Source organism: Streptomyces sp., from assembly GCF_031181555.1.
In the GTDB taxonomy this organism is placed as follows: domain Bacteria; phylum Actinomycetota; class Actinomycetes; order Streptomycetales; family Streptomycetaceae; genus Streptomyces; species Streptomyces fimbriatus.
Map to the genome: position 1 here is coordinate 1 of NZ_JAPSKQ010000088.1, position 26,977 is coordinate 26,977.

Annotated in this window: 23 protein-coding genes and 2 pseudogenes; 13 read left to right on the top strand and 12 right to left on the bottom strand. The window is 73.9% G+C overall.

Going from position 1 to position 26,977, the window contains the following annotated elements; translation table 11 throughout:
* From RIM90_RS18670 to RIM90_RS18690, 5 genes and pseudogenes are all read right to left on the bottom strand, one after another.
* Positions 1–311, bottom strand: a pseudogene (locus tag RIM90_RS18670) (RNA polymerase sigma factor); the annotation flags it as partial.
* A 284-nt stretch (positions 312–595) separates the two neighbouring features.
* Positions 596–2,518, bottom strand: coding sequence for a DNA primase (dnaG, locus tag RIM90_RS18675; protein ID WP_309061855.1), 1,923 nt, complete (start codon positions 2,516–2,518; stop codon positions 596–598).
* Positions 2,519–2,547: 29 nt separating this feature from the next.
* The gene (locus tag RIM90_RS18680) at positions 2,548–3,813 is read right to left on the bottom strand and encodes an FAD/NAD(P)-binding oxidoreductase (RefSeq protein ID WP_309061856.1); all 1,266 of its coding nucleotides are present in this window, start codon (positions 3,811–3,813) and stop codon (positions 2,548–2,550) included.
* Positions 3,814–3,967: 154 nt separating this feature from the next.
* Positions 3,968–5,302: a deoxyguanosinetriphosphate triphosphohydrolase gene (locus tag RIM90_RS18685; protein ID WP_309061857.1), complete on the bottom strand. Its 1,335-nt coding sequence runs from the start codon at positions 5,300–5,302 to the stop codon at positions 3,968–3,970.
* 49 nt (positions 5,303–5,351) lie between these two features.
* The gene (locus RIM90_RS18690) at positions 5,352–6,206 is read right to left on the bottom strand and encodes a sirohydrochlorin chelatase (RefSeq protein ID WP_309061858.1); all 855 of its coding nucleotides are present in this window, start codon (positions 6,204–6,206) and stop codon (positions 5,352–5,354) included.
* 211 nt (positions 6,207–6,417) lie between these two features.
* Here RIM90_RS18690 and RIM90_RS18695 point away from each other — a divergent pair, with 211 nt between their 5' ends.
* Genes RIM90_RS18695 through RIM90_RS18705 form a run of 3 tightly spaced genes read left to right on the top strand, consistent with a single transcriptional unit; the run spans position 6,418 to position 9,596 of the window.
* On the top strand, positions 6,418–7,146 hold the full coding sequence (locus tag RIM90_RS18695; protein ID WP_309061859.1) for an ElyC/SanA/YdcF family protein: 729 nt from the start codon (positions 6,418–6,420) through the stop codon (positions 7,144–7,146).
* Positions 7,147–7,177: 31 nt separating this feature from the next.
* Positions 7,178–7,408, top strand: a complete 231-nt coding sequence (locus RIM90_RS18700) for a hypothetical protein (protein WP_309061860.1) — start codon at positions 7,178–7,180, stop codon at positions 7,406–7,408.
* A 46-nt stretch (positions 7,409–7,454) separates the two neighbouring features.
* A complete protein-coding gene (locus tag RIM90_RS18705; protein WP_309061861.1) occupies positions 7,455–9,596 on the top strand; it encodes a molybdopterin oxidoreductase family protein in 2,142 nt (713 codons plus the stop codon).
* Positions 9,597–9,650: 54 nt separating this feature from the next.
* Here the strand turns inward: RIM90_RS18705 and RIM90_RS18710 are convergent.
* Positions 9,651–10,512: pseudogene (locus RIM90_RS18710) on the bottom strand (peptidase M4 family protein); the annotation flags it as partial.
* Here RIM90_RS18710 and RIM90_RS18715 point away from each other — a divergent pair.
* Entirely contained in the window at positions 10,484–10,735 is a 252-nt protein-coding gene (locus RIM90_RS18715) for a hypothetical protein (RefSeq protein ID WP_375165478.1), read from the top strand. The pseudogene RIM90_RS18710 and the gene RIM90_RS18715 overlap by 29 nt on opposite strands.
* Before the next feature lie 32 nt (positions 10,736–10,767).
* Here the strand turns inward: RIM90_RS18715 and RIM90_RS18720 are convergent, their stop codons facing one another.
* A complete protein-coding gene (locus tag RIM90_RS18720; protein WP_309061862.1) occupies positions 10,768–11,352 on the bottom strand; it encodes an NAD(P)H-dependent oxidoreductase in 585 nt (194 codons plus the stop codon).
* 321 nt (positions 11,353–11,673) lie between these two features.
* On the opposite strand from RIM90_RS18720, the gene RIM90_RS18725 reads away from it, so the two are divergent.
* Together RIM90_RS18725 and RIM90_RS18730 are read left to right on the top strand one after the other, a co-directional pair.
* On the top strand, positions 11,674–12,231 hold the full coding sequence (locus RIM90_RS18725) for a hypothetical protein (RefSeq protein ID WP_309061863.1): 558 nt from the start codon (positions 11,674–11,676) through the stop codon (positions 12,229–12,231).
* A gap of 116 nt (positions 12,232–12,347) precedes the next feature.
* On the top strand, positions 12,348–12,998 hold the full coding sequence (locus RIM90_RS18730) for a class F sortase (RefSeq protein WP_309061876.1): 651 nt from the start codon (positions 12,348–12,350) through the stop codon (positions 12,996–12,998).
* Here the strand turns inward: RIM90_RS18730 and RIM90_RS18735 are convergent.
* Positions 12,936–13,349 carry a helix-turn-helix domain-containing protein gene (locus RIM90_RS18735; protein WP_309061864.1) on the bottom strand — a complete coding sequence of 138 codons (414 nt, stop codon included), beginning with the start codon at positions 13,347–13,349 and terminating at the stop codon, positions 12,936–12,938. The two genes, RIM90_RS18730 and RIM90_RS18735, sit on opposite strands and share 63 nt — an antisense overlap.
* 108 nt (positions 13,350–13,457) lie before the next feature.
* Here RIM90_RS18735 and RIM90_RS18740 point away from each other — a divergent pair, with 108 nt between their 5' ends.
* The gene (locus RIM90_RS18740) at positions 13,458–14,369 is read left to right on the top strand and encodes an NAD(P)-binding domain-containing protein (RefSeq protein WP_309061865.1); all 912 of its coding nucleotides are present in this window, start codon (positions 13,458–13,460) and stop codon (positions 14,367–14,369) included.
* Here RIM90_RS18740 and RIM90_RS18745 read toward each other — a convergent pair.
* Complete coding sequence (locus tag RIM90_RS18745; protein WP_309061866.1) at positions 14,263–14,841, bottom strand: hypothetical protein; 579 nt, start codon at positions 14,839–14,841, stop codon at positions 14,263–14,265. The genes RIM90_RS18740 and RIM90_RS18745 overlap by 107 nt on opposite strands.
* A 115-nt stretch (positions 14,842–14,956) precedes the next feature.
* The gene (locus tag RIM90_RS18750) at positions 14,957–15,739 is read right to left on the bottom strand and encodes a TSUP family transporter (RefSeq protein ID WP_309061867.1); all 783 of its coding nucleotides are present in this window, start codon (positions 15,737–15,739) and stop codon (positions 14,957–14,959) included.
* 195 nt (positions 15,740–15,934) lie between these two features.
* Between RIM90_RS18750 and RIM90_RS18755 the strand changes: the two genes are divergently transcribed.
* The 6 genes from RIM90_RS18755 (at position 15,935) to RIM90_RS18780 (ending at position 23,192) form a co-directional block, all read left to right on the top strand.
* Positions 15,935–17,152, top strand: a complete 1,218-nt coding sequence (locus RIM90_RS18755; protein ID WP_309061868.1) for an FAD-dependent oxidoreductase — start codon at positions 15,935–15,937, stop codon at positions 17,150–17,152.
* A complete protein-coding gene (gene nirB / locus RIM90_RS18760) occupies positions 17,153–19,762 on the top strand; it encodes a nitrite reductase large subunit NirB (RefSeq protein ID WP_309061869.1) in 2,610 nt (869 codons plus the stop codon).
* The gene (gene nirD / locus RIM90_RS18765; RefSeq protein WP_309061870.1) at positions 19,759–20,109 is read left to right on the top strand and encodes a nitrite reductase small subunit NirD; all 351 of its coding nucleotides are present in this window, start codon (positions 19,759–19,761) and stop codon (positions 20,107–20,109) included. The genes nirB and nirD overlap by 4 nt, the downstream gene beginning before the upstream one ends.
* Before the next feature lie 138 nt (positions 20,110–20,247).
* Positions 20,248–21,204: a superoxide dismutase gene (locus RIM90_RS18770; RefSeq protein WP_309061871.1), complete on the top strand. Its 957-nt coding sequence runs from the start codon at positions 20,248–20,250 to the stop codon at positions 21,202–21,204.
* 247 nt (positions 21,205–21,451) lie between these two features.
* Positions 21,452–22,609 carry an alkaline phosphatase PhoX gene (locus RIM90_RS18775; RefSeq protein WP_309061872.1) on the top strand — a complete coding sequence of 386 codons (1,158 nt, stop codon included), beginning with the start codon at positions 21,452–21,454 and terminating at the stop codon, positions 22,607–22,609.
* A 151-nt stretch (positions 22,610–22,760) separates the two neighbouring features.
* Positions 22,761–23,192, top strand: coding sequence for an excalibur calcium-binding domain-containing protein (locus tag RIM90_RS18780; protein ID WP_309061873.1), 432 nt, complete (start codon positions 22,761–22,763; stop codon positions 23,190–23,192).
* Positions 23,193–23,284: 92 nt separating this feature from the next.
* Here the strand turns inward: RIM90_RS18780 and RIM90_RS18785 are convergent, their stop codons facing one another.
* Positions 23,285–23,941 (bottom strand): hypothetical protein, encoded by a 657-nt coding sequence (locus tag RIM90_RS18785; protein WP_309061874.1) that lies wholly within the window; start codon positions 23,939–23,941, stop codon positions 23,285–23,287.
* Positions 23,942–24,146: 205 nt separating this feature from the next.
* On the bottom strand, positions 24,147–26,894 hold the full coding sequence (ppdK, locus tag RIM90_RS18790; protein WP_375165477.1) for a pyruvate, phosphate dikinase: 2,748 nt from the start codon (positions 26,892–26,894) through the stop codon (positions 24,147–24,149).
* Between the last annotated feature and the right edge of the window lie 83 nt (positions 26,895–26,977).

Here is a 26,977-nt window from a genome sequence, read left to right on the forward strand (position 1 = left end):
TCGGCCGGCTCGGGCGGGACCTCGGGCTCGGGCCCCGTCTCGGGGTGGTGCACGGCACGGCTCTGCGCGGGCACCGCCATCAGCACGTCGGCTTCCGGCTGCGCGCCGGCCGTGGCGGTGTCGGTCTGGGTGAGGGTCTGGGTCTGCACGGGGGCGACCTCCAGGATGATCGCTGCCGAGGAGGGCGGCAGCGGTACTTCGGGGGCGGAGTCGACGGCCTCGCCGCTGTCCGTCCCGTACGCGATGAGCGGAACCGCGGGTGTCCGGGATCCGTCGGTGACGGATCGGCCGTGCTCCGAGGACTCAGGCACCGCACCCCAGTGTGGGGTACGACACAACGTCCCCACGAGGGGCGTGCGGTGACTTTTTGCGTCCGGACCGTGACCGGGCGGTTACTCGGCTCGTCCGGTCACCGGACCGAACTCGGGGGACGCCGGGGGGCGGGTGGGACACGGCAGGACGCTCGCCGAGCACGGCGAGGCACTCGGAGCCCCGGTCTCCGGTCGGGTGCCCCTGGGGGAGCAGGTCGGCGCGATCACGGGCCCTCCCGGCGCAGCGCCTCCCGAGCAGCCCCCGGGGAACTGACCCCCGTCTGCTACAGCGCCGCCGCGCCGTGTTCGCGCAGGGCCTGGTCGTACTGCTGGAGCACCCACAACTCGTTCTGCACGGAGGCCAGTTCGGCCGGGTCGCCGTGGGTGCCGAGGCGGGTGAGGCGGCTGGTGATGTCGCGGATGCGGCGTTCGACGGCGCGGCGGCGGACGGTGACCAACTGGGCGCCCGCGTAGGTCTCGTCGACCTCCTTGACGCCGCGGTGCAGCATGATCGCCTCGACGGCGAGTTCGGTGACCATGGCGCGGACGGTGTCGTCGGGGGCGGCGTCGCGGACCCGGATCAGGTACTCCTGCGGGTCCTGCACGCCGTACTCCGCGCCGCCGGCGTCCAGGATCGCCTGGCGGACGGCCGCGTAGGGCGGGGCGGTGAACTCGTCGACGCCGTACGCGTCGAAGGCCGGGGAGACCAGTTCCGGGCGCTGGAGGGCGAGCTTGAGCAGTTCGCGCTCGGTGGCGAAGACCGGGTTGCGGAGGTTGAGGGCGGGGCCGCGCGGGGCGGTCCGGGCGGGGGCGAACTGCTGGGGGCCGCCGCCGCGCTGCTGCCGGTCGGGGGCGGGGCCCTTGCCGCCGCGTTCGCGGGCCCAGCGGGCCAGTTGGGCGACCCGCTTGACGACGAACTGGGTGTCGAGGATGCCCAGCATGCCGGCGAGCTGGACGGCGACCTCGTGCTGGGCGCCGCTGTTCTTGATGCGGGCGACGACGGGCGCGGCCTCGTCGAGGGCGGCGGCGCGGCCGGCCGGGGTGTCCAGGTCGTAGCGGCTCACGATCTGGCGCAGCGCGAACTCGAAGAGCGGGGTGCGGGGCTCGACCAGGTCGGCGACGGCCTCGTCGCCCTTGGCCAGGCGCAGGTCGCAGGGGTCCATGCCGTCGGGGGCGATGGCGATGTAGGTCTCGGCGGCGAACTTCTGGTCGTCCTCGAAGGCGCGCAGGGCCGCCTTCTGGCCGGCCGCGTCGCCGTCGAAGGTGAAGATCACGCGGGCGCTGCCGTTGTCCATGAGCAGCCGGCGCAGGATCTTGATGTGGTCGCCGCCGAAGGCGGTGCCGCAGGTGGCGATGGCGGTGGTGACGCCGGCCAGGTGGCAGGCCATGACGTCGGTGTAGCCCTCGACGACGACCGCGCGGGACGCCTTGGCGATGTCCTTCTTCGCCAGGTCGATGCCGTAGAGGACCTGGGACTTCTTGTAGATCGCGGTCTCGGGGGTGTTGAGGTACTTGGGGCCGTTGTCCGCCTCGTGGAGCTTGCGGGCGCCGAAGCCGACGACGTCGCCGCCGATGTCGCGGATGGGCCACATCAGCCGGCCGCGGAAGCGGTCGATGGGGCCGCGGCGGCCCTCCTGGGAGAGGCCGGAGAGGATGAGCTCCTTGTCGCTGAAGCCCTTGCCGCGCAGGTAGCGGGTGAGGTGGTCCCAGCCCTGGGGGCTGTAGCCGACACCGAAGTGGAGCGCCGCGGCCTGGTCGAAGCCGCGCTCGGCGAGGAAGACCCGGCCGGTCTCGGCCTCGGGGGAGGTCGCGAGCTGTTCCGCGTACCACTCGGCGGCGATCTTGTGGGCCTCGACCAGGCGGATGCGCTCGCCGCGCTGGTGGGCGGGGTTGTAGCCGCCCTCCTCGTAGCGCAGGGTGATGCCGGCCTGTCCGGCCAGCCGCTCGACCGCCTCGGAGAAGGAGAGGTGGTCGATCTTCATCACGAACGTGATGGTGTCGCCGCCCTCCTGGCAGCCGAAGCAGTGGAAGAGTCCCTTGCTCGGGCTGACCTGGAAGGACGGCGACTTCTCGTCGTGGAAGGGGCAGAGGCCCTTGAGGTTCCCGCCGCCCGCGTTGCGCAGCTGGAGGTACTCGGACACCACGGCGTCGATCGGGACCGCGTCCCGTACCGCCTTCACGTCCTCGTCGTTGATCCGTCCTGCCACGCGTGAATTCTACGGGGACGTGCTGACACCTAGGAGGCGAGGCTTTCGAGCGGTACGTGCGGGTCCGCCAGTGCCTCCGTGTCCACCGCGGCCCCGGAGCGGACCAGTCGCTGGATCGGGTCCGTGACGTCCCACACGTTGACGTTCATCCCGGCCAGCACCCGGCCCTCCCTCACCCAGAACGCGATGAACTCGCGCCTGCCCGCGTCGCCCCGGATCACCACCTGGTCGTAGGAGCCCGGGGGCGCCCAGCCGGAGTACTCCATGCCCAGGTCGTACTGGTCGGTGAAGAAGTACGGCATCCGGTCGTACGTCACCTCCCGGCCGAGCATCGCGCGGGCCGCCGCCGGGCCGCCGTTCAGGGCGTTGGCCCAGTGCTCCACGCGCAGCCGGGTGCCGAAGAGGGCGTGCGGGAAGGAGGCGACGTCGCCGGCCGCGTGGATGTCGGGGTCGGAGGTGCGCAGCCGTTCGTCGACGAGGACGCCGCCGCCGTCCGCGCGGTCGGCGAGCGCCAGGCCCGCCGCCTCGGCGAGGGAGGTGCGCGGGACGGCGCCGATGGCGGCGAGGACGGCGTGCGCGGGGTGTTCCTCGCCGTCGTCGGTGCGGGCCGCGAGGACCATGCCGTCCTGCCCGGTGATCTCGGTGAGCGAGGCGCCGAAGTGGAAGCGGACGCCGTGCTCGCGGTGCAGCTCGGCGAAGAGCTGGCCGAGCTCGGGGCCGAGCACCGAGTGCAGCGGGGTCTGGCCCCGGTGGACGACGGTGACCTCCGCGCCGTACTCGCGGGCCGCCGCCGCGACCTCCAGGCCGATCCACCCGGCCCCGGCGATCACCAGGTGGCCGTTGTCGCGGCCGAGGGAGGTCAGGACGCCCTTGAGGCGGTCGGCGTGGGCGAGGCTGCGCAGGTGGTGGACGCCGGCCAGGTCCGTGCCCGGGATGTCGAGGCGGCGGGGCTCGGCGCCGGTGGCCAGCAGCAGCTTGTCGTAGCGGACGGTGGTGCCGTCGTCGCCGAAGCGGACGGTCCTCGCGGCGCGGTCGACGGCGTCGACGGTCTGGCCGAGGTGCAGTTCGATGTCGTGGCGCGCGTACCAGGCGGGCTCGTGCACGAAGGCGCTGTCGCGTTCGTCCTTGCCGAGGAGGTAGCCCTTGGACAGGGGCGGGCGCTCGTACGGGTGGTCGCGTTCGTCGCAGATCAGTATCACGCGGCCGGTGAAGCCCTCCGTCCGCAGCGTCTCGGCCGCCTTCGCGCCGGCCAGGCCGCCTCCGACGATGACGAATGTCTGATCCGCGTCGATCACGTGATGCCTCCTCGTGAGGGTGCCGCCACCTGCGAGCGTCCCGCACGCAGCGTGATGCGGGAAGGGGTGGTGACCCGATCAGGCCACGCAGGGTCACCTCCGGGCGTGCTCGCGTCACCCGCGTCTCACCCGTCCCGGCGGTACCGGTCCCGTCTCACCCCTGCCCCGTGAGACGGGCGTGAAGCGAGCGGGCCGAGGCGTCGGTGAGCGACGCGATCTGGTCGACGATCACCCGCTTGCGGGCGCGGTCGTCCGGGGCCCGGTCGAACAGGGTGCGGAACTGCGGGTCCAGTCCGTCGGGGGCGCGGGCGGTGAGCGCCTCGGCCAGTTCGAGGACGACGATCCGCTGGTCGGCGCGGAGCCGCTCCTGCCCGGCGCGCTGCATGACGTACCGGTCGGCGACCGCCTTGAGGACGGCGCACTCCATGCGGGTGCCGCGCGGGACGACGAGCTCGGCGCCGTATCCGGTGAGGCGGCCACCGCCGTGGACCTGCCGGGTGGCCCCTTCGGCGGCGAGGCAGAAGCGGCCGATGAGCTGGCTGGTGGCGTCCTTCAGGCGGGCCTGGGCGACGGCGGTGCCGTCGTAGCCGTGCGGCCACCACTCCTGGGCGAGGAGGCGGTCGAGGGCCTCGGCCAGTTCGGCCGGGTCGGTGTCCGCGGGAACGTACCGGCCGACGGCGACGGCGAAGACGGCCTCCCGTTCGGGGTCGGCCTGCAGGAGGTTGGGGTCGATGTGGCCGGCGTGCAGGCCGTCCTCCACGTCGTGCACGGAGTACGCCACGTCGTCGGACCAGTCCATGACCTGGGCCTCGAAGCAGGTGCGGGTGCCGGGGGCGTCCTTGCGGACCCAGTCGAAGACGGGGCGGTCGTCCTCGTAGACGCCGAACTTCGGGGAGGCCGGGTCGGTGGGGTGGGCGCCGCGGGGCCAGGGGTACTTGGTGGCGGCGTCGAGGGCGGCGCGGGTGAGGTTGAGGCCGACGCTGGTGAGGTCGCCGGTCTCCGGGTCGGTGACGAACCGTTTGGGTTCGATGCGGGTGAGGAGGCGCAGCGACTGGGCGTTGCCCTCGAAGCCGCCGCAGTCCTCGGCGAACTCGTTCAGCGCCTGTTCGCCGTTGTGCCCGAAGGGCGGGTGGCCGAGGTCGTGGGAGAGGCAGGCGGCCTCCACGAGGTCGGGATCGCAGCCGAGGGCGGCACCGAGCTCGCGGCCGACCTGGGCGCACTCCAGGGAGTGGGTGAGGCGGGTGCGGGGGCTGGCGTCCCAGGCCTGGCTGAGCTCCCCGGGGGTGACGACCTGCGTCTTCCCGGCGAGGCGGCGCAGGGCCGCGGAGTGCAGGACGCGCGCGCGGTCGCGCTGGAAGGCGGTGCGGCCGGGGCGTTTGTCGGGTTCGACGGCCCAGCGCTCGACGGCGGAGGGGTCGTATCCGGCGGGCGGCACGTGGTTCTCGTACGGCGGCGGGGTCAGGGGTGTGTCGGATGCGATGCCTTCCATGTACCGACAGTAGAGGCACCCGCTGACACACGGGACGTCGGCGAACGTTTCACGCCGGTGCGAGGGCCGGTTCGGCGAGAGCCGCGCGGGTTCCCAGCGCCCGGTCGTAGCGGTGGAGGAGGAGGCGGGCCATCGCGGGGTGGGTGCCCAGGGGGGCCGCGGCGATCCAGGGGGCGGCGTCGGCGCACTCGGTGGCGAAGCGGCCGGGAGCGGTGAAGCAGGAGGCGACGGCGACCCGGTGGCGGCCGCGGGCGGCCAGGGCGCGCAGGGCGTCGGGCACGGTGGGGGCGGCGGCGGAGGCGTAGGCGGGGACGACGGGGACACCGAGGCGTTCGGCGAGCAGGCGCGCGGTGCGGCCGGTGTCGGCCTTCGCCTCGGGGTCGCGGGACCCGGCGGCGGCGAGCACGACCCCGCTCGTCCGGCGGGCCCCGTCGTCCATACGGGTGGGCCAGCCGGCCTCGGTGAGGCGGGCGTGCAGGGCGTCCGCCAGCAGGGGGTGCGGGCCGAGCGGGGCGGCCACGCGCGTGTGCAGCCGGGCCTCGGCGGCCATCTCGGGGATGTCCCGTTTGACGTGGTAGCCGCGGCTGAGCAGCAGCGGTACGAGGACGGCGGCCTCGGTGGCCCGCGCGTCGAGCTCGGCGAGCGTGTCGGGCAGCAGGGGGGCGTCGAGCTCGATGTGGCCGAGGTGCACCGGCAGGCCGGGACGGAGTGCGCGGACGCGGTCGAGGAGCGCCCGTACGGTGATCGACGCACGCGGGTCGCGGCTGCCGTGGGCCACGACGACGAGGGCGGGCGGGGCCGGGCGGCGCCGCCCGTCCGGCGGGACGAGGCCGAGCCGTCCCGCGAGCATGGTGCCGATCCGGTTCATGAGGTCCGCCGTACTGTCGAGGTGCGTCGCCGTCATGCACCGATGGTGGCCGCGGCGCGTTGCCTCCCCGTTGCGCGCCGGTGACAGGCGTTTTCCGGCGGTTCACGATGCGGACCACGGGCGGTGTGAGGCCGTTCGGCCTGCGGGTCCGCCCCCTCCCGTGAAGCTCGTCACAGGGCGGGGCGCGAACCGGGGGGCGCGGGGGGACGTCTCTCACCGTCGAGGACCGACCGGGGAGGGCCGTCCGATGCGCCATGGGCCGCGTCATGTGCTGCGCCGTGCGAGAGGGGCCGGGCCGCGCCTGCCGCGCACCCGTGCCGGGCGGCGGCGGCTGACGCAGGCGGTGATGGCGGTGTGCGTGCTGGTGCTGCTGCCGGCGACGTGGCTGCGCCTGGCGGCGGACGGCCGGCTGCGCACGACCGCCGACGTGCCGCGCACCGAGGTCGCCGTCGTCTTCGGGGCCGGTCTGTGGGACGGGGAGCCGTCGCCGTACCTCGCGCACCGGCTGGACGCGGCGGTCGAGCTGTACCGGGCGGGGCGGATCGAGGTGGTGCTGGTCACCGGTGACAACAGCCGCGAGGACTACGACGAGCCGGACGCCATGCGCGCCTACCTCACCCGGCACGGCGTGCCCGACGCGCGGATCGTCAGCGACTACGCGGGCTTCGACACCTGGGACTCCTGCGTCCGCGCGAGGAAGATCTTCGGCGTGGACCGGGCGGTGCTGATCAGCCAGGGCTTCCACATCCGGCGGGCGGTGGCGCTGTGCCGGGCGGCCGGGGTCTCCTCGTACGGCGTCGGGGTCGACGAACGGCACGACGCCACCTGGTACTACGGGGGCGTCCGGGAGATCCTCGCGGCGGGGAAGGCGGCCGCGGACGCGGCGTTCCACCCGGATCCGCGGTTCCTGGGACCGGAGGAACCGGGGGTGGAGCGGGCGCTGGCGGGTGTCCGCGCTCCGGAAGCCGCTGGGTGACGGAGCGCGCGCACCGCGGTACGCCCGCGCCGTGGCGGACACGACGCGCATCACGGTGACACCCCCGGCCGAGCGGGTCGCCGAGACGGCACTGCGCCGGCCGGGGCCGGTGGCCGTACTGACGTCCGGCGTCGATGACATGTCCCGTCCGCGCGGCGGCCGTGTCCGGCTCGCCGGCGTCCGAGCGGGCGGCGCTGCCGCCCGTACCCGCGCCTCACGGCGGTTCCCCGGGGGCGGGGAGGGCGCCGTACCGGGCGTGTAACAGGGGCCGGCGCGGCGCGTAACACCGGCGACGCAGGCTGAACCGCATGCAGAACACCGTGACGCCCACGCACTGCCCCTACTGCGCCCTGCAGTGCGGGATGAATCTGACGCCCGCGCCGGACGGGACCGTCGAGGTGAGCGAGCGCACGGACTTCCCCGTGAACCGGGGCGCGCTGTGCGGCAAGGGGCGTACGGCGCCCGCCGTGCTCTCCTCCCGGGTGCGGCTGACCTCCCCGTTGGTGCGTTCCGAGGCCGGCGCGCTGGTCCCGGCCTCCTGGGACGAGGCGCTGGACCGGATCGCGGACGGGCTGCGCCGGACGCGGGCGGAGCACGGGGCGGACGCGGTCGGGGTGTTCGGCGGGGGCGGGCTGACCAACGAGAAGGCGTACGGCCTCGGCAAGTTCGCGCGGGTGGTGCTGGGCACCTCCCAGATCGACTACAACGGCCGTTTCTGCATGTCGTCGGCGGCGGCCGCGGGCACCAGGGCGTTCGGCCTGGACCGCGGGCTGCCCTTCCCGCTGGAGGACGTCCCGAGGACCGGCTGCGTGATCCTGGTCGGGTCGAACCCGGCGGAGACCATGCCGCCGTCGCTGCGCTACTTCACCGAGCTGAGGGAGAACGGCGGCACGCTGATCGTCGTCGATCCGCGCCGCACGAGGACCGCCGAGCAGGCCGACCTGCACCTGGCGCCCCGCCCCGGCACCGATCTCGCGCTGGCCCTCGGGCTGCTGCACCTGATCGTCGCCGAGGGCCGCACCGACGAGGCGTACATCCGGGAGCGCACCGTCGGCTGGGAGGAGACCCGGGCCGCGGCGATGGCGCACTGGCCGGAGTACGTGGAGCGGATCACGGGGGTGTCCGTTCCCGAACTGCGGGAGGCCGTACGGCTGTTCTGCGAGCCGGAGGCGGCGATGGTGCTCACCGCCCGCGGTCCCGAGCAGCAGTCCAAGGGCACCGACACGGTGGGCGCGTGGATCAACCTGTGCCTGGCGACGGGGCGGGCGGGCCGGCCGCTGTCCGGGTACGGGTGCCTGACCGGGCAGGGCAACGGGCAGGGCGGGCGCGAGCACGGCCAGAAGGCGGACCAGCTGCCCGGCTACCGCAAGCTGACCGACCCGGCGGCGCGGGCGCACGTGGCCGGGGTGTGGGGCGTGGACCCCGACACCCTGCCCGGGCCGGGGCGCAGTGCCTACGAGCTGCTGGACGCGCTGGGCACGGACATCCGCTCGCTGCTGCTGATGGGCTCCAACCCGGTGGTGTCGGCGCCCCGCGCGGCGCACGTCGAGGAACGCATCCGCGCGCTGGACTTCCTGGCGGTGTGCGACGTCGTGCTGTCGGAGACGGCCGCGCTCGCCGACGTCGTCCTGCCGGTGACGCAGTGGGCCGAGGAGACGGGCACGACGACGAACCTGGAGGGCCGGGTGCTGCTGCGCCGCCGGGCGGTCGCCCCGCCGGAGGGCGTCCGCAGCGATCTGGAGGTGCTGCACGCGCTGGCGGCCCGGCTGGGCGGCGAAAGGGGCCTGGAGAAGGGCTTCCCGACCGATCCCGAGGAGGTCTTCGAGGAGCTGCGCCGGGCCAGCGCGGGCGGGCCCGCGGACTACTCGGGGATCACCTACCGCAGGCTGGCGGAGGAGAACGGCGTGTTCTGGCCGTGCCCGGCCCCGGCGGACGCCCCGCCGGCCACCGCCGGCACCGGCGTCCACCCGGGCACGCCCCGCCTCTTCCTCGACCGGTTCGCCACCGAGGACGGCCGGGCCCGGTTCGCGCCCGTGTCGCACCGCGCGATCGCCGAGGAGCCCGACGACGAGTACCCCGTGCTGCTGACCACGGGACGGGTCGTGGCGCAGTACCAGTCCGGCGCCCAGACCCGGCGCGTGGACGAGCTGAACGCCGCCGCGCCCGGCCCGTTCGTGGAGCTGCACCCGCGGCTCGCGGAGCGGCTCGGTGCCGCCGAGGGCGACCCGGTGGCCGTGGTGTCCCGGCGGGGCCGGGCGGTGGCGCCGGCCCGGATCACCACCGCGATCCGCCCCGACACGGTCTTCATGCCGTTCCACTGGGCGGGCGAGGGCCGGGCGAACACCCTCACCAACCCGGCCCTGGACCCGACGTCGCGGATGCCGGAGTTCAAGGCGTGCGCGGTGCGGGTGGAGGCGGTCGGGGGGATGCAGCCCGGTCCCCGGGCATGACGGTCCCGGCACGACGGTCCAGTCCACGCCGACCGCGCTCCACGCCGCCGCGACCGCGGCGTACTCCGTGCCGCCCTCGCCGTAGAGGTCCCCGGCCGCGTCCAGCGACACCAGCGGGCCCATCTGCGTGCCGTCGCCGTCGCCGTACGTCATGCAGAAGCAACGGTCGTCCCAGAAGGCGTTGTTGTACTTGTTGCCGTAGTGCACGCGGTTGTACGAGCCCTTGCCGTCGCCCGCGATGCCGCGGCGGCCGTGGACGTCCTCGTAGTAGTCCCAGGTGACGTCGGTACCGCGCGTCCACCGCGGCGGTGGCGCGGTCGGACTCGGTGCCGGTGCCCCAGTGGTTGTCGGCGTCGGTGAAGGGGGTGGCCGGTGCGCGGTCGAGGCAGACGGCCAGGAGGCACGGGTCGGTCCTGTTGCCCGCGTCGCCGGTGTAGGTGTTGCCGCGCGTGGGGTCCTTCAGTTCGTGTCCGGACGCCGAGGGCGTCCTGGGCCACCGCGTCGGTGCGCCAGGCCGGTTTCGGGGTGCCGTGCAGGGCGTCGACCACCAACTCGGGCTTTCGCGGTGAGCTTCTCGGGGGTTTCGCCGAGGTGGGCGGTGCGCAGGGCGTTCGCCGCGAGGCCGGCGGCCTCGGGGGCGGCGGCCTTCGGCGTGACGGTCGGGAGGTCGATCGCGGCGCGGGTGGCGCGGTCGGCGCCGCGGTAGCTGCCGTCCGGGGCGAGGTGGAGCACGAAGTCGCCGCCCAGGACCGGGAGTCGGCGGTAGGTGCGGTCGTAGCGGACGTGCTGGGTGCCGTCCTCGTCGACGACGACGTCCCGGACCTTCGCCCCCCTGGGCCCTGGTGAGCCCCGGCGCGGCGGCGCGGTCCGCGAGGACCGCGGCGGCGTTGTCGATCGCGGTGGAGCGGGCCGCCCGGCCGGATACCTACGAGGGGTTGCTCGCCGAGCTGGACCGGCTGGGGGGCTGCGTACCGGGCGATCCGCGCAGCCTGTACGAGCGGGTGACGAGGGAGGTCGTCCGGGAGGCCGGCGGCACGGCGGCACGGGCCTGGATGTACGTCGCCGCACCCGCCGTCGCCGCCCGGCTGCGGACCCGGGGGAAGCCGGTCGAGGGCGGGGAGCGGCGCGGGCGGGGCTGAGGGGGGCGGGCGGGGCCCGCCCCGGGAAAGGGTCAGCCCGCGTACGGCCTGCGCTGCCGCGCCTCCCGCAACGCCGTCGCCCACCACACCAGCTGATCCAGCATCACCTTCGCCGCCGCGTCCGGCCCCGCCGGGTCCTTCAGGCGTCCCTCGTCGTCGAAGGACGCCCCCGCGTTGTGGAAGGAGACGGTGTCGCGCACGGTGACGGCGTGCAGTTCGGCGAAGACCTGGCGCAGATGCTCGGCGGCGCGCAGGCCGCCGGCGAGTCCGCCGTAGGTGACCAGGGCGACGGGCTTGGCCCGCCACTCGCCGAAGTGCCAGTCGATGAGGTTCTTCAGGCCCGCCGGGAAGGAGTGGTTGTACTCCGGGGTGAGGACGACGAAGGCGTCGGCGCGGGCCAGCTTCGGGGTGACGTCGGCGAGCGCGGCGGTGGCCCGCGCGGTCGGCTCCAGGGTGGTGGGCAGGTCGATGTCGGCGACGTCCACGACGTCGACGGCCAGGTCGTCGCGGCCGCGGAGGCGGTCCAGGAGCCAGCCGGCGACGACGGGGCCGAACCGGCCGTGCCGGTTGCTGCCGACGATGACGGTGACACGGAGGGCATCGGTTGCTGTCTTCATGCGACAGAGCCTGTTACCTCGACTTAGCTTGAGGTCAAGTCGCGCGCCCGGACCGCCCCGGTCACCCGTTCACAGGCGCGCCGCGCACCCTTCGGGTGCTTTTCCGCGGCCGGGTCGACGTGGCACCCGTGACCTGCTGAAACGCGATCCGCGCGGCATCCCTCCGGGTCCGTCCGACACCCGTTCGGCCCGCTTCCTGACGCTTCCTCAGGAAGCGGGCCGGGCCCGGTGGCACTTACCTCGGAGAAGCAGGGACGCGTCCGACGGCGGCACATGGGGGTGCCGCGGGCCGTGTCCCTTCGTGAGCCCGAGGGAGCATCGATGCGACGTACCGCCCGGCTGCTGACCGGCACCGCGCTCGCCGTGGCCGCCGCGGGGACGCTCGCCGCGCCCGCGTACGCCGGGGAGGCCGTCGCCCCGGTGGGCCGGCCGCACGGTGCGCCGGCCGGGAGCCTGGAGGTGTACCCGTCCTCGGTCGCACCGGGCACGCAGGTCACGGTGAACACCGCGGCGTGCGGTGGCGAGGGGACGGCCGACGGTGACTCCACCGCCGTGGGCGCGGGCCGCTTCGCCCTCGCTCCGAGCACGCACGAGCGGGAGGTGATCGGACGGTTCCGGGTGCCGCCGAGCGCGCAGCCGGGGACGTACGAGATCGTCGCGACGTGCGCCGAGAGCGGCCGGCGGGTGACCGGTGACCTGGTGGTCACGCTGGTGTCCGGATCCCAGCAGGTGTACCCCCGGGGAAGTGTGAAGACGGGGATCGGTGGCGCTCTGGGCCCCGATCCCGTGCAGACCGCGGCCGGTGTGACGGCTCTCGCCGTCGCCGCCGCGGGCGGTACCTGGCTCCTGCATCGCCGGGCGAGAGGCGACGGGATCTGACGGGCACCCTCCGCTGCCCGTCCGCCGGTACCGCAGGTCCCCTCCCCCTCCGGGTCCGACGCCCCTCGCGGCTCGGAGGGGGCACGGGGACCGACTCGATGAGAGGTCAGTCCGCCATGCGCCGCAGGTTCCGCCGGACCGGCAGTCCGGGCAACGCAGCCATAGCCGCCGTCACCGTGTTCGCCCTGTGCTCCGGGCTGTGGCTGCTGCGCGACGGGGCCGGGACGCAGGCCCCGCCGCAGCCGTCCGCCGCCCAGGCGCACACCGGCGGTGACAACCGCAGCGGCGGCCGGGCCGCGGCGCCCGCGCTGCCGCCCTCCCCGCCCGACCGCATCCGCATCCCCTCGATCGACGTGGACGCGCCCCTGACGGGCCTCGGCCTGACGGAGACCGGCAGCCTGGACGTCCCGCCCGCCGACCGGAAGAACCTCGCCGGCTGGTACGAGGCCGGCACCACCCCCGGCGAGACCGGCACCGCGATCATCGCGGGCCACGTCGACAACGCCGACGGTCCCGCCGTCTTCTACTCCCTCGGCGCCCTGCGCAAGGGCAGCACCATCGAGGTGGACCGGCGCGACGGCGGTGTCGCCGTGTTCACGGTGGACGCCGTCGAGGTGTACGACGGGCGGGACTTCCCCGACGCGCGGGTGTACGGCGCGGCGCCCCGCCCCGAGCTGCGGGTCATCACCTGCGGCGGCGACTGGTCACGCACGACCGGGTACCAGGGGAACGTCGTCGTCTACGCGCACCTGACGGGCGGGCGCTGAGCCGTCCCGCGCCCCGCGGCGGGCGTCCCCGAGCACGTTCTCCCGCCCCCAGGCCCCGAGCGGCTCCAGCGCCGCGTTGAGGGACTCCCCTTTCGGCGTCAGCGAGTACTCGACGCGGGGCGGCACCTCGTCGTACTCCTCGCGGTGCACGATGCCGTCGGCCTCCAGCTCCCGCAGGTGCGAGGCGAGCACCTTCTCGGTGACCCCGGGCAGCTCCCGGCGCAGCTCGCCGAAGCGGTGCGGCCGTTCGTCCAGCGCCCAGAGGATGAGCACCTTCCACTTGCCGCCGATCACGTCCATCGCCGCGTCGATCCCGCACACGTACCCACCCGGCCGTCGTACCGTCGCCATGCCCGTCACCCCGTCCACCCGCGCTGCCTGCACCCTTTCCCCGGGGTGAGCGCCCACTTCGAAGTACGTACTTGAGCAGGCCCTCCTCCCGCGGCGAGCCTAGTCGCCATGACCGACAACACCTCCGCCACCGCCCCTGTTTCCCGCACCCCCCTGACCCTCCTCGGCACCGGCGCCATGGGCACCGCGCTGGCCCGTGCCTGGCTCGCCGCCGGACACCCGGTGACCGTCTGGAACCGCACCCCCGCCCGTGCCGACGCCCTGGCCGCCGAGGGCGCCGCGGTCGCCGCGAGCGCCGCCGAGGCGGTGGCCGCGAACCGCCTGGTGGTCGCCTGCCTGCTGGACGACGCCTCCCTCGGCGAGGCGCTCGGGGGCGCCGACCTGACCGGACGGGACCTGGTGAACCTCACCACCGGAACCCCGGGCCAGGGCCGCGCCCGCGCCGCCTGGGCCGCGGCGCGCGGCGCCCGCTTCCTGGACGGCGGCATCATGGCCGTCCCCCCGATGATCGGGGACCCGGAGTCCGGGGGGTACGTCTTCTACAGCGGCTCGCGTGCCCTGTTCGAGGAGCACCGGGACACCCTCGCCGCCCCGGCCGGCACCCGGTACGTCGGCGACGACCCGGGCTTCGCCGCGCTGCACGACGTGGCGCTGCTGAGCGCGATGAGCGGACTGTTCGCCGGCGTCGTGCACGCCTTCGCGCTGATCCGCCGGGAGGACATCGCCCCCAGGGACTTCGCGCCGCTGCTCGTCTCCTGGCTCACCGCGATGGCACCGGCCGCCCACCAGACCGCCGAGCAGCTGGAGAGCGGCGACTACACCAAGGGGGTCGTCTCCAACCTCGCGATGCAGTCCGCGGGCAACGCGACCCTGCTGCGCACCGCCGAGGAACAGGGCGTCAGCGCCGAACTCCTCACGCCGTACATGGAGCTGATGGCCCGCCGCGTCGCCGACGGGCACGGCGACGAGGACGGGGCGGGCATGATCGACCTGCTGGTGCGGGCGGCGACTGGGGACTGACCGCGAGCGCGGGGGGATAACTGTCGCCGTCGGAGTCGCCCACCGCCCAGACCCCGACGCCGCGCACGCTCGCGGGCCGGTCCGGGCCGGCCTGCCAGGCGCGGTCGAGCACCGGCCCGCGCATCCAGAGGGGGGCCTGCCAGCCGGGCCACAGCACGATCAGCGCGCCCGCCGCCGCGAGCGCGCCCGGCACGGCCTTCCCGGGGCGGACCCGGGTGAACGCGGCGACGGTGGCGACGAGCACGGGGAGGCCCACGAAGGTGAGGAGGAACGCCAGCACCAGGGTCGGCGTCGTGCCCTCCGGGCAGGGCCGGTACCTGCTGCCGCAGCTGTTGCCGGGGATGGACGACCACCCCAGTGCGTGGAACTCCACCGCGAGCCCGGTCAGCGCGCCCGCTCCGACCACCAGTGCGGCCTTCACCAGCGTCCGCGTCCCGGCCGGTCCGCCGCCCTCGGCCATCGTGTCCCCCACCCGTGTTCCGTTCCGCGGCGCTCCCCAGCACCGGCCGCGCACGTCATGGAGCGGCGCTGGAGCCTACTCCGCGCGCGTGGATCATGTCAGCCGGATCGGTCACCGGGGGTGCCGCTCAGGCCAGCCACTGCTCGTACGCCAGGTTCGCCACCAGGGCGAAGACGACCGTCAGCAGCACGATGCGCACGAAGCGGCTGCCCTTCTTCAGGGCCGTGCGGGCGCCGAGCGTGCCGCCCGCCAGGTTGAACACGGCCATCAGCGCCGCCAGCTGCCACAGCACCGCGCCCTGCCAGGCGAACGTGGCGAGGGCGCCGGCGTTGGTGCAGCAGTTGACGATCTTGGCGGTGGCGGAGGCGGTGACGAGGTCGAGGTGGAGCAGGGCGGTGAGGGCCAGGACGAGGAACGTGCCGGTGCCGGGGCCGATGAGACCGTCGTAGAAGCCGATGCCGAGGCCGGCCAGGCCGATCGCCGCGAGGATCTGGCGCCGGGTCGCCGGACCGGTGGCGGGGGCGGTGCCGAAGGCGGGGCGCAGGATGACGAAGGCGGCCACACCGAGCAGCACCACCATGATCACCGGTTTGAGGACCTCCGTGCTCATCCCGGCCGCGAAGAAGGCCCCGGCCGACGATCCGGCGAGGGCGGCCAGTCCGATGCGCACGGCGGTCCTCACGTCGACCGGTGCCTTGCGGGCGTAGGTGACCGCCGCGCCCGTGGTGCCGACGATCGCGACCGCCTTGTTGGTGCCCAGGGCGTGCGCGGCCGGGGTGCCGGCGGGGAGCCCCAGCAGCAGGACCGGCAGGAGCAGCAGCCCGCCGCCGCCGACCACGGCGTCGATCCAGCCGGCGGCGAGGGCGGCCAGGCAGAGCAGGACGACCATGGTCAGCGAGATGTCGGGCATGGCCGCGAGCCTATGGACGCGGTAGATGTGCCGTCCATCAAGATGAGCTTTTATTGAGGTTGGCCTCCTCACCTCCGCCGCGGGCCGGGCGCCCCGAACCCTCACATCCGCCCCCCGCCTCCGCTGAGGGCAGCGTTCCGCGCGGGAAACAGAGGGGATGCCGCCGGGTAACACCCGCACCGCACGCTCAAGGGCATGACCTCGAACGAGCGTGTGGTGGTGATCGGCTCCGGCCTCGCGGGCGTACGTCTCGCCCGGCGGCTCGGCGAGCTCGGCACGCCCGTGACGCTGATCGGCGAGGAGGAGCACCGCCCGTACAACCGGGTGCTGCTCGCCGAGGTGCTGGCCGGGCGGTACAGCCCCGAGGTGATCGCCCTGCCGGCGCCCGCCCGGCTGACCCGCGCCCGCGTCACCGGCATCGACCGCGCCGGGCGGACCGTCGCCTGCGCGGACGGCTCGGTGATCGCGTACGACCGGCTCGTCCTGGCCACCGGCTCCAACCCCGTGCTGCCGCCGCTGCGCGGCCTGTTCACCCGGGGCCACGAACTGCCGGAGGGCGTGCACGCGTTCCGCACCATGGACGACTGCCTGGGCCTGGCCAAGGCGGTACGGCCGGGCGTGCGGGCGGTCGTGATCGGCGGCGGGCTGCTCGGGGTCTCGGCGGCCCGCGCGCTCGCCGTGCGCGGCGCGCAGGTCGTCCTCGCCCAGCAGTCCGAGCGGCTGATGGAGCGTCAGCTCGATCCGGCCGCGTCGCAGCTCGTCCGGCGGCACCTGGCCGCTCTCGGCGTCGAGGTGCACACCGAGTGCCGGGTGCGCGACGTGCGCTGCGTCGCGGGCGCGGTCCGCTCGGTGGAGCTGGCCGACGGGTACGCGCTCGACGCCGACCTCGTGGTCCTGGCCTGCGGGGTCCATCCCCGCACCGGGCTCGCGCAGGCGGCCGGGATCGAGGTCCGCAGGGGCGTCGTCGTCGACGACGAGCTGCGCACCTCGGACCCGTACGTCCACGCCGTCGGCGACTGCGTCCAGCACGCCGGCACGGTGTACGGGCTGGCCACCCCGGCGCTGGAACAGGCCGACGCGCTCGCCGCGCTGCTCGCCGGGGACGCGGACGCCCGCTACACCGGCACCCGCTCCCTGACCCGGCTCACCCTCACCGGGCCGGACAGCCCCTTCGACCTCGCCGCGTTCGGCGAGACCGAGGCGCTGCCGGGCGACGACGTCGTCCAGCTCGCCGACGCCACCCGGGGCACCTACCGCAAGGTCGTCGTCCGTGACGACCGCCTGGTCGGCGGGGTCCTGGTCGGCGAACTCGGCACCGTCGGCGCCCTCGCGCGCGCCTGGGAGGGAGCAGAGCCGCTGCCCTCCGACGGCGGGCCCCTGCTCCACCTGCTCACCAACGATGGAGGCTCCTGAATGACCGCCAACCCGGGGGGCACCCCCACGATCGTGCTCGTCGGCCACGGCATGGTCGGCCAGCGCTTCCTCGAGGCACTCGCCGAGCGCGGCCTGACCGCCACGCACCGCGTGGTCGTGCTGTGCGAGGAGCCGCGTCCGGCGTACGACCGCGTCCAGCTCACCTCGTACTTCTCGGGCAGGACCCCGGAAGACCTCTCCATGACCGACCCGGGGTTCATCGAGGACCACGGCATCGAGCTGCACGTCGGCGACCCGGCGGAGAGCGTCGACCGGGAGGCCCGCAGGGTCACCGCCCGCTCGGGGCTCGTCGTCGGCTACGACGTCCTCGTCCTGGCCACCGGCTCCTACCCGTTCGTGCCGCCGGTGCCGAACAAGGACGCCGAGGGCTGCTTCGTCTACCGCACGATCGAGGACCTGCTCGCGATCGAGGAGTACGCGAGGACGAAGGCGACGACCGGTGCGGTGGTGGGCGGCGGCCTGCTCGGCCTGGAGGCCGCGGGCGCGCTCAAGGGCCTCGGACTCACCACGCACATCGTGGAGTTCGCACCGCGCCTGATGCCCGTGCAGGTCGACGACGGCGGTGGCGCGGCGCTGCTGCGCACCATCGAGGACATGGGCCTGACCGTGCACACCGGCACCGGCACGCAGGAGATCGTGACCGGCGCGGACGGCGCGGTCACCGGCATGAAGCTGTCCGACGGCTCCGAACTCGCCACCGACATGGTGGTGTTCTCCGCCGGTGTCCGTCCCCGCGACCAGCTCGCCCGCGACTGCGGTCTGACGGTCGGCGAGCGCGGCGGCATCGCCGTCGACGAGCAGTGCCGCACGGTCACCGACCCGCGCGTGTTCGCGATCGGCGAGTGCGCGCTGGCCGCCGACGGCCGGGTGTACGGCCTGGTGGCCCCCGGCTACGAGCAGGCCCAGACCGCCGCCGCGACGATCGCCGACGACGAGGCGTCGTTCACGGGGGCCGACCTGTCCACCAAGCTGAAGCTGCTCGGCGTGGACGTGGCCTCCTTCGGCGACGCGCACGGCGCCACCGCCGACTGCCTGGACGTCGTCTACTCCGACTCGCGCGCCGGCCTGTACAAGAAGCTGGTCATCGGCCGGGACGGCACGCTGCTCGGCGGCATCCTGGTCGGCGACGCCGAGGCGTACGGCACGCTGCGCGCCCTGACCGGCTCGGTGCCGCCGGTCGCGCCGGAGGCGCTGGTGCTGCCCGCCGGTGCCGGGGCCCCGGCGCAGCTCGGCCCGTCCGCCCTGCCGGACGACGCGGTCGTCTGCTCCTGCCACAACGTCACCAAGGGCACGATCCGCGGCGCGGTCACCGACCACCGGTGCACCACCGTGCCCGAGGTGAAGAAGTGCACCAAGGCCGGTACCGGCTGCGGAAGTTGCGTCAAGGTGCTCGGCCAGCTGGTCAACGCCGAGCTGGAGGCGAGCGGCGTCGAGGTCGACAAGGGCCTGTGCGGCTGCTTCGCGCAGACCCGCGAGGAGCTGTACGAGATCGTCCTCGCCCTGCGCGTCACCTCCTACCGGGACCTGCTCGACCGCCACGGCCGCGAGGGCGCCCGGGGCGGCGACGGCTGCGAGGTCTGCAAGCCGGCGGTCGGCTCGATCATCGCCTCCCTCGCCCCGACGATCGGGGCCAGCAACTACGTCCTGGACGGCGAGCAGGCCGCGCTCCAGGACACCAACGACCACTTCCTGGCCAACCTCCAGAAGAACGGCTCGTACTCGGTCGTCCCGCGCATCCCCGGCGGCGAGATCGCCCCGGAGAAGCTGATCGTGATCGGTGAGATCGCCCGCGACTTCGGCCTCTACACGAAGATCACGGGCGGCCAGCGCATCGACATGTTCGGCGCCCGCGTCGAGCAGCTCCCGCTGATCTGGGCCCGCCTGGTGGACGCCGGCTTCGAGTCCGGCCACGCCTACGGCAAGTCGCTGCGCACGGTGAAGTCCTGCGTCGGGCAGACCTGGTGCCGCTACGGCGTGCAGGACTCCGTGCGCATGGCGATCGACCTGGAGCTGCGCTACCGGGGACTCAGGTCGCCCCACAAGCTGAAGTCGGCGGTCTCCGGCTGCCAGCGCGAGTGCGCGGAGGCCCGGTCGAAGGACTTCGGCGTGATCGCCACCGCGGGCGGCTGGAACCTCTACGTCGGCGGCAACGGCGGCGCCACCCCGCGCCACGCGGACCTGCTCGCCCAGGACCTCTCCGACGCCGAACTGGTCCGCCTCGTCGACCGGTTCCTGATGTTCTACATCCGCACCGCCGACCGCCTGGAGCGCACCTCGGCCTGGCTGGAGCGGATCCCCGGCGGCCTGGACCACGTGCGGGACGTCGTCGTCCACGACTCCCTCGGCATCTGCGACGAGCTGGAGGCCCTGATGGCCGCCCATGTCTCGCACTACCGCGACGAGTGGGCCGAGACCATCAACGACCCGGAGAAGCTGGCCCGGTTCGTGTCCTTCGTGAACGCGCCCGACACCCCCGACCCGGTGGTCGCGTTCGTCCCCGAGCGCGACCAGATCAAGCCCGACCTGCCCCTGCTGAACATCGGCCTGCGACCCGCTGACGACATCCTGGAAGGAAGCGCCCGGCGATGACCCTGGCACTCGAGACCACCGACCTGAAGGTCCGGCTCCGCCTGGAGGACGACTGGTTCACGGTCTGCGACCTCAGCACGCTGATCCCCGGCCGCGGGGTGGCGGCCCTGCTCCCCGACGGCCGTCAGGCCGCCGTCTTCACCGACCGGGCCGGCCGCCTCTACGCCATCGACAACCGCGACCCCTTCACCGGGGCGGCGGTCCTCTCCCGCGGCCTGACCGGCACCCACCGGGGCCGCCCCTTCGTCGCCTCCCCGCTGCTCAAGCAGCGCTTCGACCTCGAGTCGGGGCAGTGCCTGGACGACGAGACGGTACGGGTGACGGCGTACGAGGCGAAGGCGGCGTGACCGCCTAGGTCCTGCCGGCCTCCTGCCGACTTCCTGTCGGGTGCGTGTCCTCCGTTCAGTGGGGCAGGTTCTTCGCGTTTCATCGATCCTGCCCCACTCGTTTCGTGCCCCACCCCATCCGTCACGGAGGCCCGGACCATGACCCGGAAGCACCCGCAGCACCTTCAGCCCTCCCGGCGTGCCGTGCTCGGCGGTGCCGCCGTCGCCGCGTTCGCGGCGGCGGCCGGCACCGGCAGCGCACAGGCCGCCGGCCGCGGGCCCGCCTGGCCGACCGAGTTCCCGCTGCCCGACGGCTGGCTGCCCGAGGGCATCACCATCGGCAGCGCGCCCTTCGCCTACATGGGCTCCCGCGCCGACGGCGCGATCCACCGCACCGACCTGCGCACCGGAAAGGGCCGGGTGCTCCACGAGGGCGCCCCCGGCCTCGCGGCCATCGGCCTCGAGCTGGGCCACGACGGCCTGCTGTACGTCTCCGGCGGCGCGGGCGGCACCGCCAGGATCGTGGACGCCCGCACCGGCGAAGCGGTGACGACGCACCGGCTCACCGCCGCCACCGGCCACTTCGTCAACGACGTCGTCCTGCTCCGGGACCGCGCCTGGTTCACCGACTCGTACGACGCGGTCCTGTACGGCGTCCCGCGCGGCCGGGGCGGCCGGGTCCGCGCGCTGCCGCTCACCGGCGACTGGGAGCAACTGCCCGGCGTCATCAACGCCAACGGCATCGTGAGCACGCCCGACGGCCACGGCGTGATCGTCGTCAAGAGCACGCCGGGCGAGCTGTACCGGGTGTGCCTGAGGACCGGCCGCGCCACCAGGGTCACGCTCGTCGGCGCGGACGACGTCGTCAACGGCGACGGTCTGGTCCGCGTCGGCCGCACCCTGTACGTGGTGCAGAACCGGCTCAACGTGGTGACCGTGTTCGACCTGGACGCCGGGGCCACGACCGCCACCCTGCGCCGCTCGATCACCGACCCGCGCTTCGACGTCCCCGCCACCGCCGCCCGTTTCCGCGACCGCCTCTACCTGGTCAACGCGCGCTTCACCAGCCCGCAGACACCGGAGACGTCGTTCACGGCGGTGGCCGTGCCGCTGTAGGGCTCCGCCGCGGCGCCGGGCCGTCGTACGCCACGCCCGTCGGCCCCCGGCGACGGTCCGCAGCCGCTCCCCCTCGCGTCGTCGGGGGTCCGGGGCGCCCGCCAGGACGGGGCGGGCGCCCCGCAGGATGGTCATCTGCCGGTACGTCCCCGGTCATGAGGCGTCCATTCCGCGCCCCTAGGGTCCCTCACCGCACGCCCCCGCCGCCGACCGGTGGCGGGACGGTCACGGCACCCTTGGAGCGACTGTGGAACGTCGTACCTTCCTTCGTGCGACCGCCGTCGGCGGCACCTCCGCCGTGCTCGGCGGGACCCTGTGGCGCGGCGCCGCGCACGCCGCCCCCGCCCAGCCCGGCACCGGCCCGTACGGTCCGCTGGGAGCCCCGGACGCCAACGGGATCAGACTTCCGGCCGGGTTCACCAGCCGGGTGATCGCCCGTTCCGGCCAGCGGGTCGCGGGCACGTCGTACACCTGGCACAACGCCCCCGACGGCGGCGCCTGTTACGCCGACGGAAGCGGCTGGATCTACGTCTCCAACTCGGAGATCAACCCGTCGGGCGGCGCGAGCGCGGTGAAGTTCTCGGCCACCGGTGCCATCACGGGCGCGTACCGCGTCCTGTCCGGCACCCGGCAGAACTGCGCGGGCGGGAAGACCCCGTGGAACACCTGGCTGTCCTGCGAGGAGGTGGACCGGGGGTACGTCTACGAGACCGACCCGTGGGGCGTGAAGGCGGCCGTCCGCCGCGACGCGATGGGCCGCTTCAAGCACGAGGCGGCGGCAGCCGACCCCGTGCGCAAGGTCGTGTATCTGACCGAGGACGTGTCGGACGGCTGCTTCTACCGCTTCCGGCCCACCACCTGGGGCGATCTGTCCTCGGGCACGCTGGAGGTGCTGGTCGCGGGCAGCGGCACCAGCGGCCCGGTGAGCTGGGCGCGGGTCCCGGACCCCTCCGGCGCCACCGCCACCCGTCACCAGGTCTCCGGCGCCAAGCACTTCAACGGCGGCGAGGGCTGCTACTACGCGAACGACACCTGCTGGTTCACCACCAAGGGCGACAACCGCGTCTGGCAGTACAACGCGTCCGCCCAGACCATCGAACTCGCCTACGACGACTCGCTCGTGACCGGTGGCACGGCCCCCCTGACCGGCGTCGACAACGTCACCGGCACCTCCTCCGGCGACCTCTTCGTGGCCGAGGACGGCGGGAACATGGAGATCTGCGTCATCACCCCCGCCGACGTCGTCGCCCCGTTCCTGCGCGTCGACGGTCACTCCGGCTCCGAGATCACCGGACCCGCCTTCTCCCCGGACGGCAGCCGCCTGTACTTCTCCAGCCAGCGCGGGACGAGCGGGAGTTCGTCGGGCGGGATCACGTACGAGGTGAGGGGACCGTTCCGGTCGTAGCGGGGAACCGGTAGCGGAGAGCTACCCTCCGGTCACGTCACGTTCGCATCACGGGTCCTTCATATCCCCATCCCGTCACACGAGCCCCCCAGTAGCTTCGTCACCCCGCGCCGAGCACCGGCACACGCACCGATCTGGGGGGCTCTCCGCCATGAACCCGCTTCGCACCTCCGCCGCGGCCCTCGCCGCCCTCGCCCTGGCCGCGCTGCCGGCCACCGCCGTGGCCCACGACGGCGACCACCCGTTCAAGAACTGCACCGAGGCGTACGAGAACGGGTACGCCGACATCCCCGAGGGCGACGACCACTACGGCGAGCACCTGGACCGCGACGGCGACGGCGTGGGCTGCGACCGGCCGCCCGCGGACTTCGTGCCGCACGACGACGAGGGCAGCGGCGGCGGCACGGACGAGGACACGGACGAGGAGACCGGGAGCACCTCCGACGGCTCCGGCTCGGGCACCGACCTCGCGGAGACCGGCGGCAGCGACGCCACCCCGTACCTCGCGGCCGGCGGCGCGGCCGTGCTCCTCGCGGGCGGCGGCGTGCTGTTCGCGGCCCGCAGGCGGCGCGAGAGCCGCTGACACCGCCCCGCGCCGGGAGCCGGCCGGGAGGTGGGCCCGGGGCGCGCACCGGCCCCGGGCCCGCCCGGCTCCCCGGCCCTCCCGGGCACCGCTCACACGGACAGCAGCAGGGAGTCCTCCTTCCCCCGCCGGCGACGCACATGCCCGCGCCGGCCCGCCAGGACCGCCATGAGGGTCCACGCCACGAGGCCGGCGATCAGACCGCCGAGCCGCCCCGCCGGGTCCACGTCGTCCGCCGGCTCCATGGGCACCACGCCCTCCGGGTCGCGGATGACGTCGAGCCGGTCCCCCACCTCCGGAGCCCCGACGTCACCGTTGTGCGTGAGCCGCTCCCCGAGTTCCTCGCCGTCCGCGGTGCGCAGCGTGAACCGGTGGTTGTCGCCGCCCGTCTCGTCCGTGCTGTCCGCCACGATCACCACGCTCTCGCGCACCCCGCGCACCTCCAACGCCGCCTCGGGCGCGTACTGGACGGCCCCGACGAGGATGAACAGCGCGGGCGCGAGGGACACCAGGGCGATCCACGCCGCGCGGTGGAGGACGGCCAGCAGCACGGCGAACGCCACGCACAGCGCGGTCCCGACCATGATGGGGACCGCCACCCAGCGCAGCGTCAGGTAGGACACGCCGGCGGTGACCGCCGCGGCGGCCCATCCGAACAGCGCCACCCCGACCGTGCGCCGCACCGACCGCCAGGGATCGACGGCGTACCCGCCCATGCTGCTCAGCGGCCTGATGGTGCTCCTGCGCATGCCGCGTCGCACGCTGCTCCCCCCGTGTTCCCCGCCGTGGCGGCTCCGTGAGTTCCGGCACCGGACACTAACCGGTCCCGGGCACGGGAGAGGGCGGCACCCCCGCACGGGTGCCGCCCTCTCCTCCGTGATCCGGAGCCGTTGCCGATCGGTGAGGGTGGTCGGGTGACAGACAACGGCTCCGGGGCCTGCGCGCCCCGAAGGGCTAGCGGTGGTCGCTTCCCGTGGACGTGACCGCCGCGCGGCCGGCCTCCAGGCGGGCCACCGGGATGCGGAACGGGGAGCAGGAGACGTAGTCCAGGCCGACCTCGTGGAAGAAGTGGACCGACTCCGGGTCACCGCCGTGCTCGCCGCAGACGCCGAGCTTGAGGTCGGGCCGGGTCTCGCGGCCGGCCCGGACGGCGGACTTCACCAGGGAGCCGACGCCGTCCTTGTCGATCGTCTCGAACGGCGACACCCCGAAGATGCCCTTCTCCAGGTAGGCCGTGAAGAAGCTGGCCTCCACGTCGTCCCGGGAGAAGCCCCACACCGTCTGGGTGAGGTCGTTGGTGCCGAAGGAGAAGAACTCCGCCGCCTCCGCGATCTGACCGGCGGTCAGCGCGGCGCGCGGCAGCTCGATCATCGTGCCGATGGCGAGCTTGAGCTCGGTGCCGGTGGCCTCCTGGACCTCGGCGATGACCTTGTCGGCCTCCTCGCGGACGATCTCCAGCTCCTGGACCGTGCCGACCAGCGGAATCATGATCTCCGCGCGCGGGTCGCCCTTGGCCGCCCTGCGCTCGGCCGCGGCCTCGGCGATGGCCCGGACCTGCATGGTGAACAGGCCGGGGATGACCAGGCCGAGGCGGACGCCGCGCAGACCCAGCATCGGGTTCTGCTCGTGCAGCCGGTGCACCGCCTGCAGGAGGCGCAGCTCGTTCTCGTGCGGCTCCTGCCGGGACTCGGCGAGCGCGACACGGACCGACAGCTCGGTGATGTCGGGCAGGAACTCGTGCAGCGGCGGGTCGAGCAGGCGGATGGTGACCGGGAGGCCGTCCATCGCCTCGAACAGCTCGACGAAGTCCTGCTTCTGCAGCGGGAGCAGCGCCTTGAGGGACTCCTCGCGCTCGGCCTCGGTGTCGGCCAGGATCAGCCGCTCCACCAGCTCGCGCCGGTCGCCGAGGAACATGTGCTCGGTGCGGCACAGGCCGATGCCCTGGGCGCCGAAGCGGCGGGCGCGCAGCGCGTCCTCGGCGTTGTCGGCGTTGGCGCGCACCCGCAGCCGGCGCTTGCGGTCGGCGAAGGCCATCATCCGGTGCACGGCCTCGACCAGTTCGTCGGCGTCGTCGGCGCCCGGGTGCATCCGGCCCTCGAAGTACTCCACGACCGGGGACGGGACGACCGGGACCTCGCCGAGGTAGACCTTGCCGCTGGAGCCGTCGATGGAGATGAGGTCGCCCTCCTCCACGACGTGTCCGCCCGGGACGGTCATCCGGCGGCGCTTGGTGTCGACCTCGAGCTCCTCGGCGCCGCAGACACAGGTCTTGCCCATGCCGCGCGCGACCACGGCCGCGTGGGAGGTCTTGCCGCCGCGGGAGGTGAGGATGCCCTCGGCCGCGATCATGCCGTCGAGGTCGTCGGGGTTGGTCTCGCGGCGGATCAGGATGACCTTCTCGCCGGAGCGGGACCACTTGACGGCGGTGTAGGAGTCGAAGACCGCCTTGCCGACCGCCGCGCCCGGCGAGGCCGCGATGCCGCGTCCGACCTGCTCGACCTTCGCGCTCTCGTCGAAGCGCGGGAACATCAGCTGGGCGAGCTGGGCGCCGTTGACGCGGGTGAGCGCCTCGGCCTCGTCGATCAGGCCCTGGTCCACCAGCTGGGTGGCGATGCGGAAGGCCGCGCCCGCGGTGCGCTTGCCGACACGGGTCTGGAGCATCCACAGCTGGCCGCGCTCGATGGTGAACTCGATGTCGCAGAGATCCTTGTAGTGGTTCTCCAGCGTCTCCATGATCTGCATCAGCTGGTCGTACGACTTCTTGTCGATCTGCTCCAGCTCCGCGAGCGGCACGGTGTTGCGGATGCCCGCGACCACGTCCTCGCCCTGCGCGTTCTGCAGGTAGTCGCCGTAGACGCCCTGGTGGCCGGAAGCGGGGTCGCGGGTGAAGGCGACGCCGGTGCCGGAGTCCGGGCCGAGGTTGCCGAAGACCATGGAGCAGACGTTGACGGCGGTGCCCAGGTCGTGCGGGATGCGCTCCTGGCGGCGGTACAGCTTGGCGCGGTCGCCGTTCCAGGAGTCGAAGACCGCCTTGATGGCGAGGTCCATCTGCTCGCGCGGGTCCTGCGGGAAGTCCCGGCCGGCCTCGGTCTTGACGATCTTCTTGAACTTGGTGACGAGCTTCTTGAGGTCGGCGGCCTCCAGCTCGGTGTCGACCGTGACCTTCTTGGCCGCCTTCGCCGCCTCCAGCGCGTCCTCGAAGAGCTCGCCGTCGACGCCGAGGACGGTCTTGCCGAACATCTGGATGAGGCGCCGGTAGGAGTCCCACGCGAACCGGTCGTCGCCGGCCTGCTTGGCCAGGCCCTGCACCGACTTGTCGGAGAGGCCGATGTTGAGGACGGTGTCCATCATGCCCGGCATGGAGAACTTCGCCCCGGAGCGGACCGACACGAGGAGGGGGTTGTCGGCCTGCCCGAGCTTCTTGCCCATCTTCTCCTCGAGGGCGGCGAGGTGCGCACTCACCTCGTCACGCAGTGCCGCCGGCTCCTCGCCGCTCTCCAGGTAGACCTTGCAGGCCTCCGTGGTGATGGTGAAGCCGGGCGGGACGGGAAGGCCCAGGTTGGTCATCTCGGCGAGGTTGGCACCCTTGCCGCCGAGCAGGTCCTTGAGGTCCTTGTTGCCCTCGGTGAAGTCGTAAACGAACTTCACGCCCTCAACGCTCGTACCGTGCTGAGCTACGTGGGGATCTTTGTTTTCCGACACGGGTCTCGACTCCTCGAGGACGCGGTGGCTGCCCTGACGGCGAGGAACATACCCAGATCGAAGGCGCCTGGGTACGTCCACTC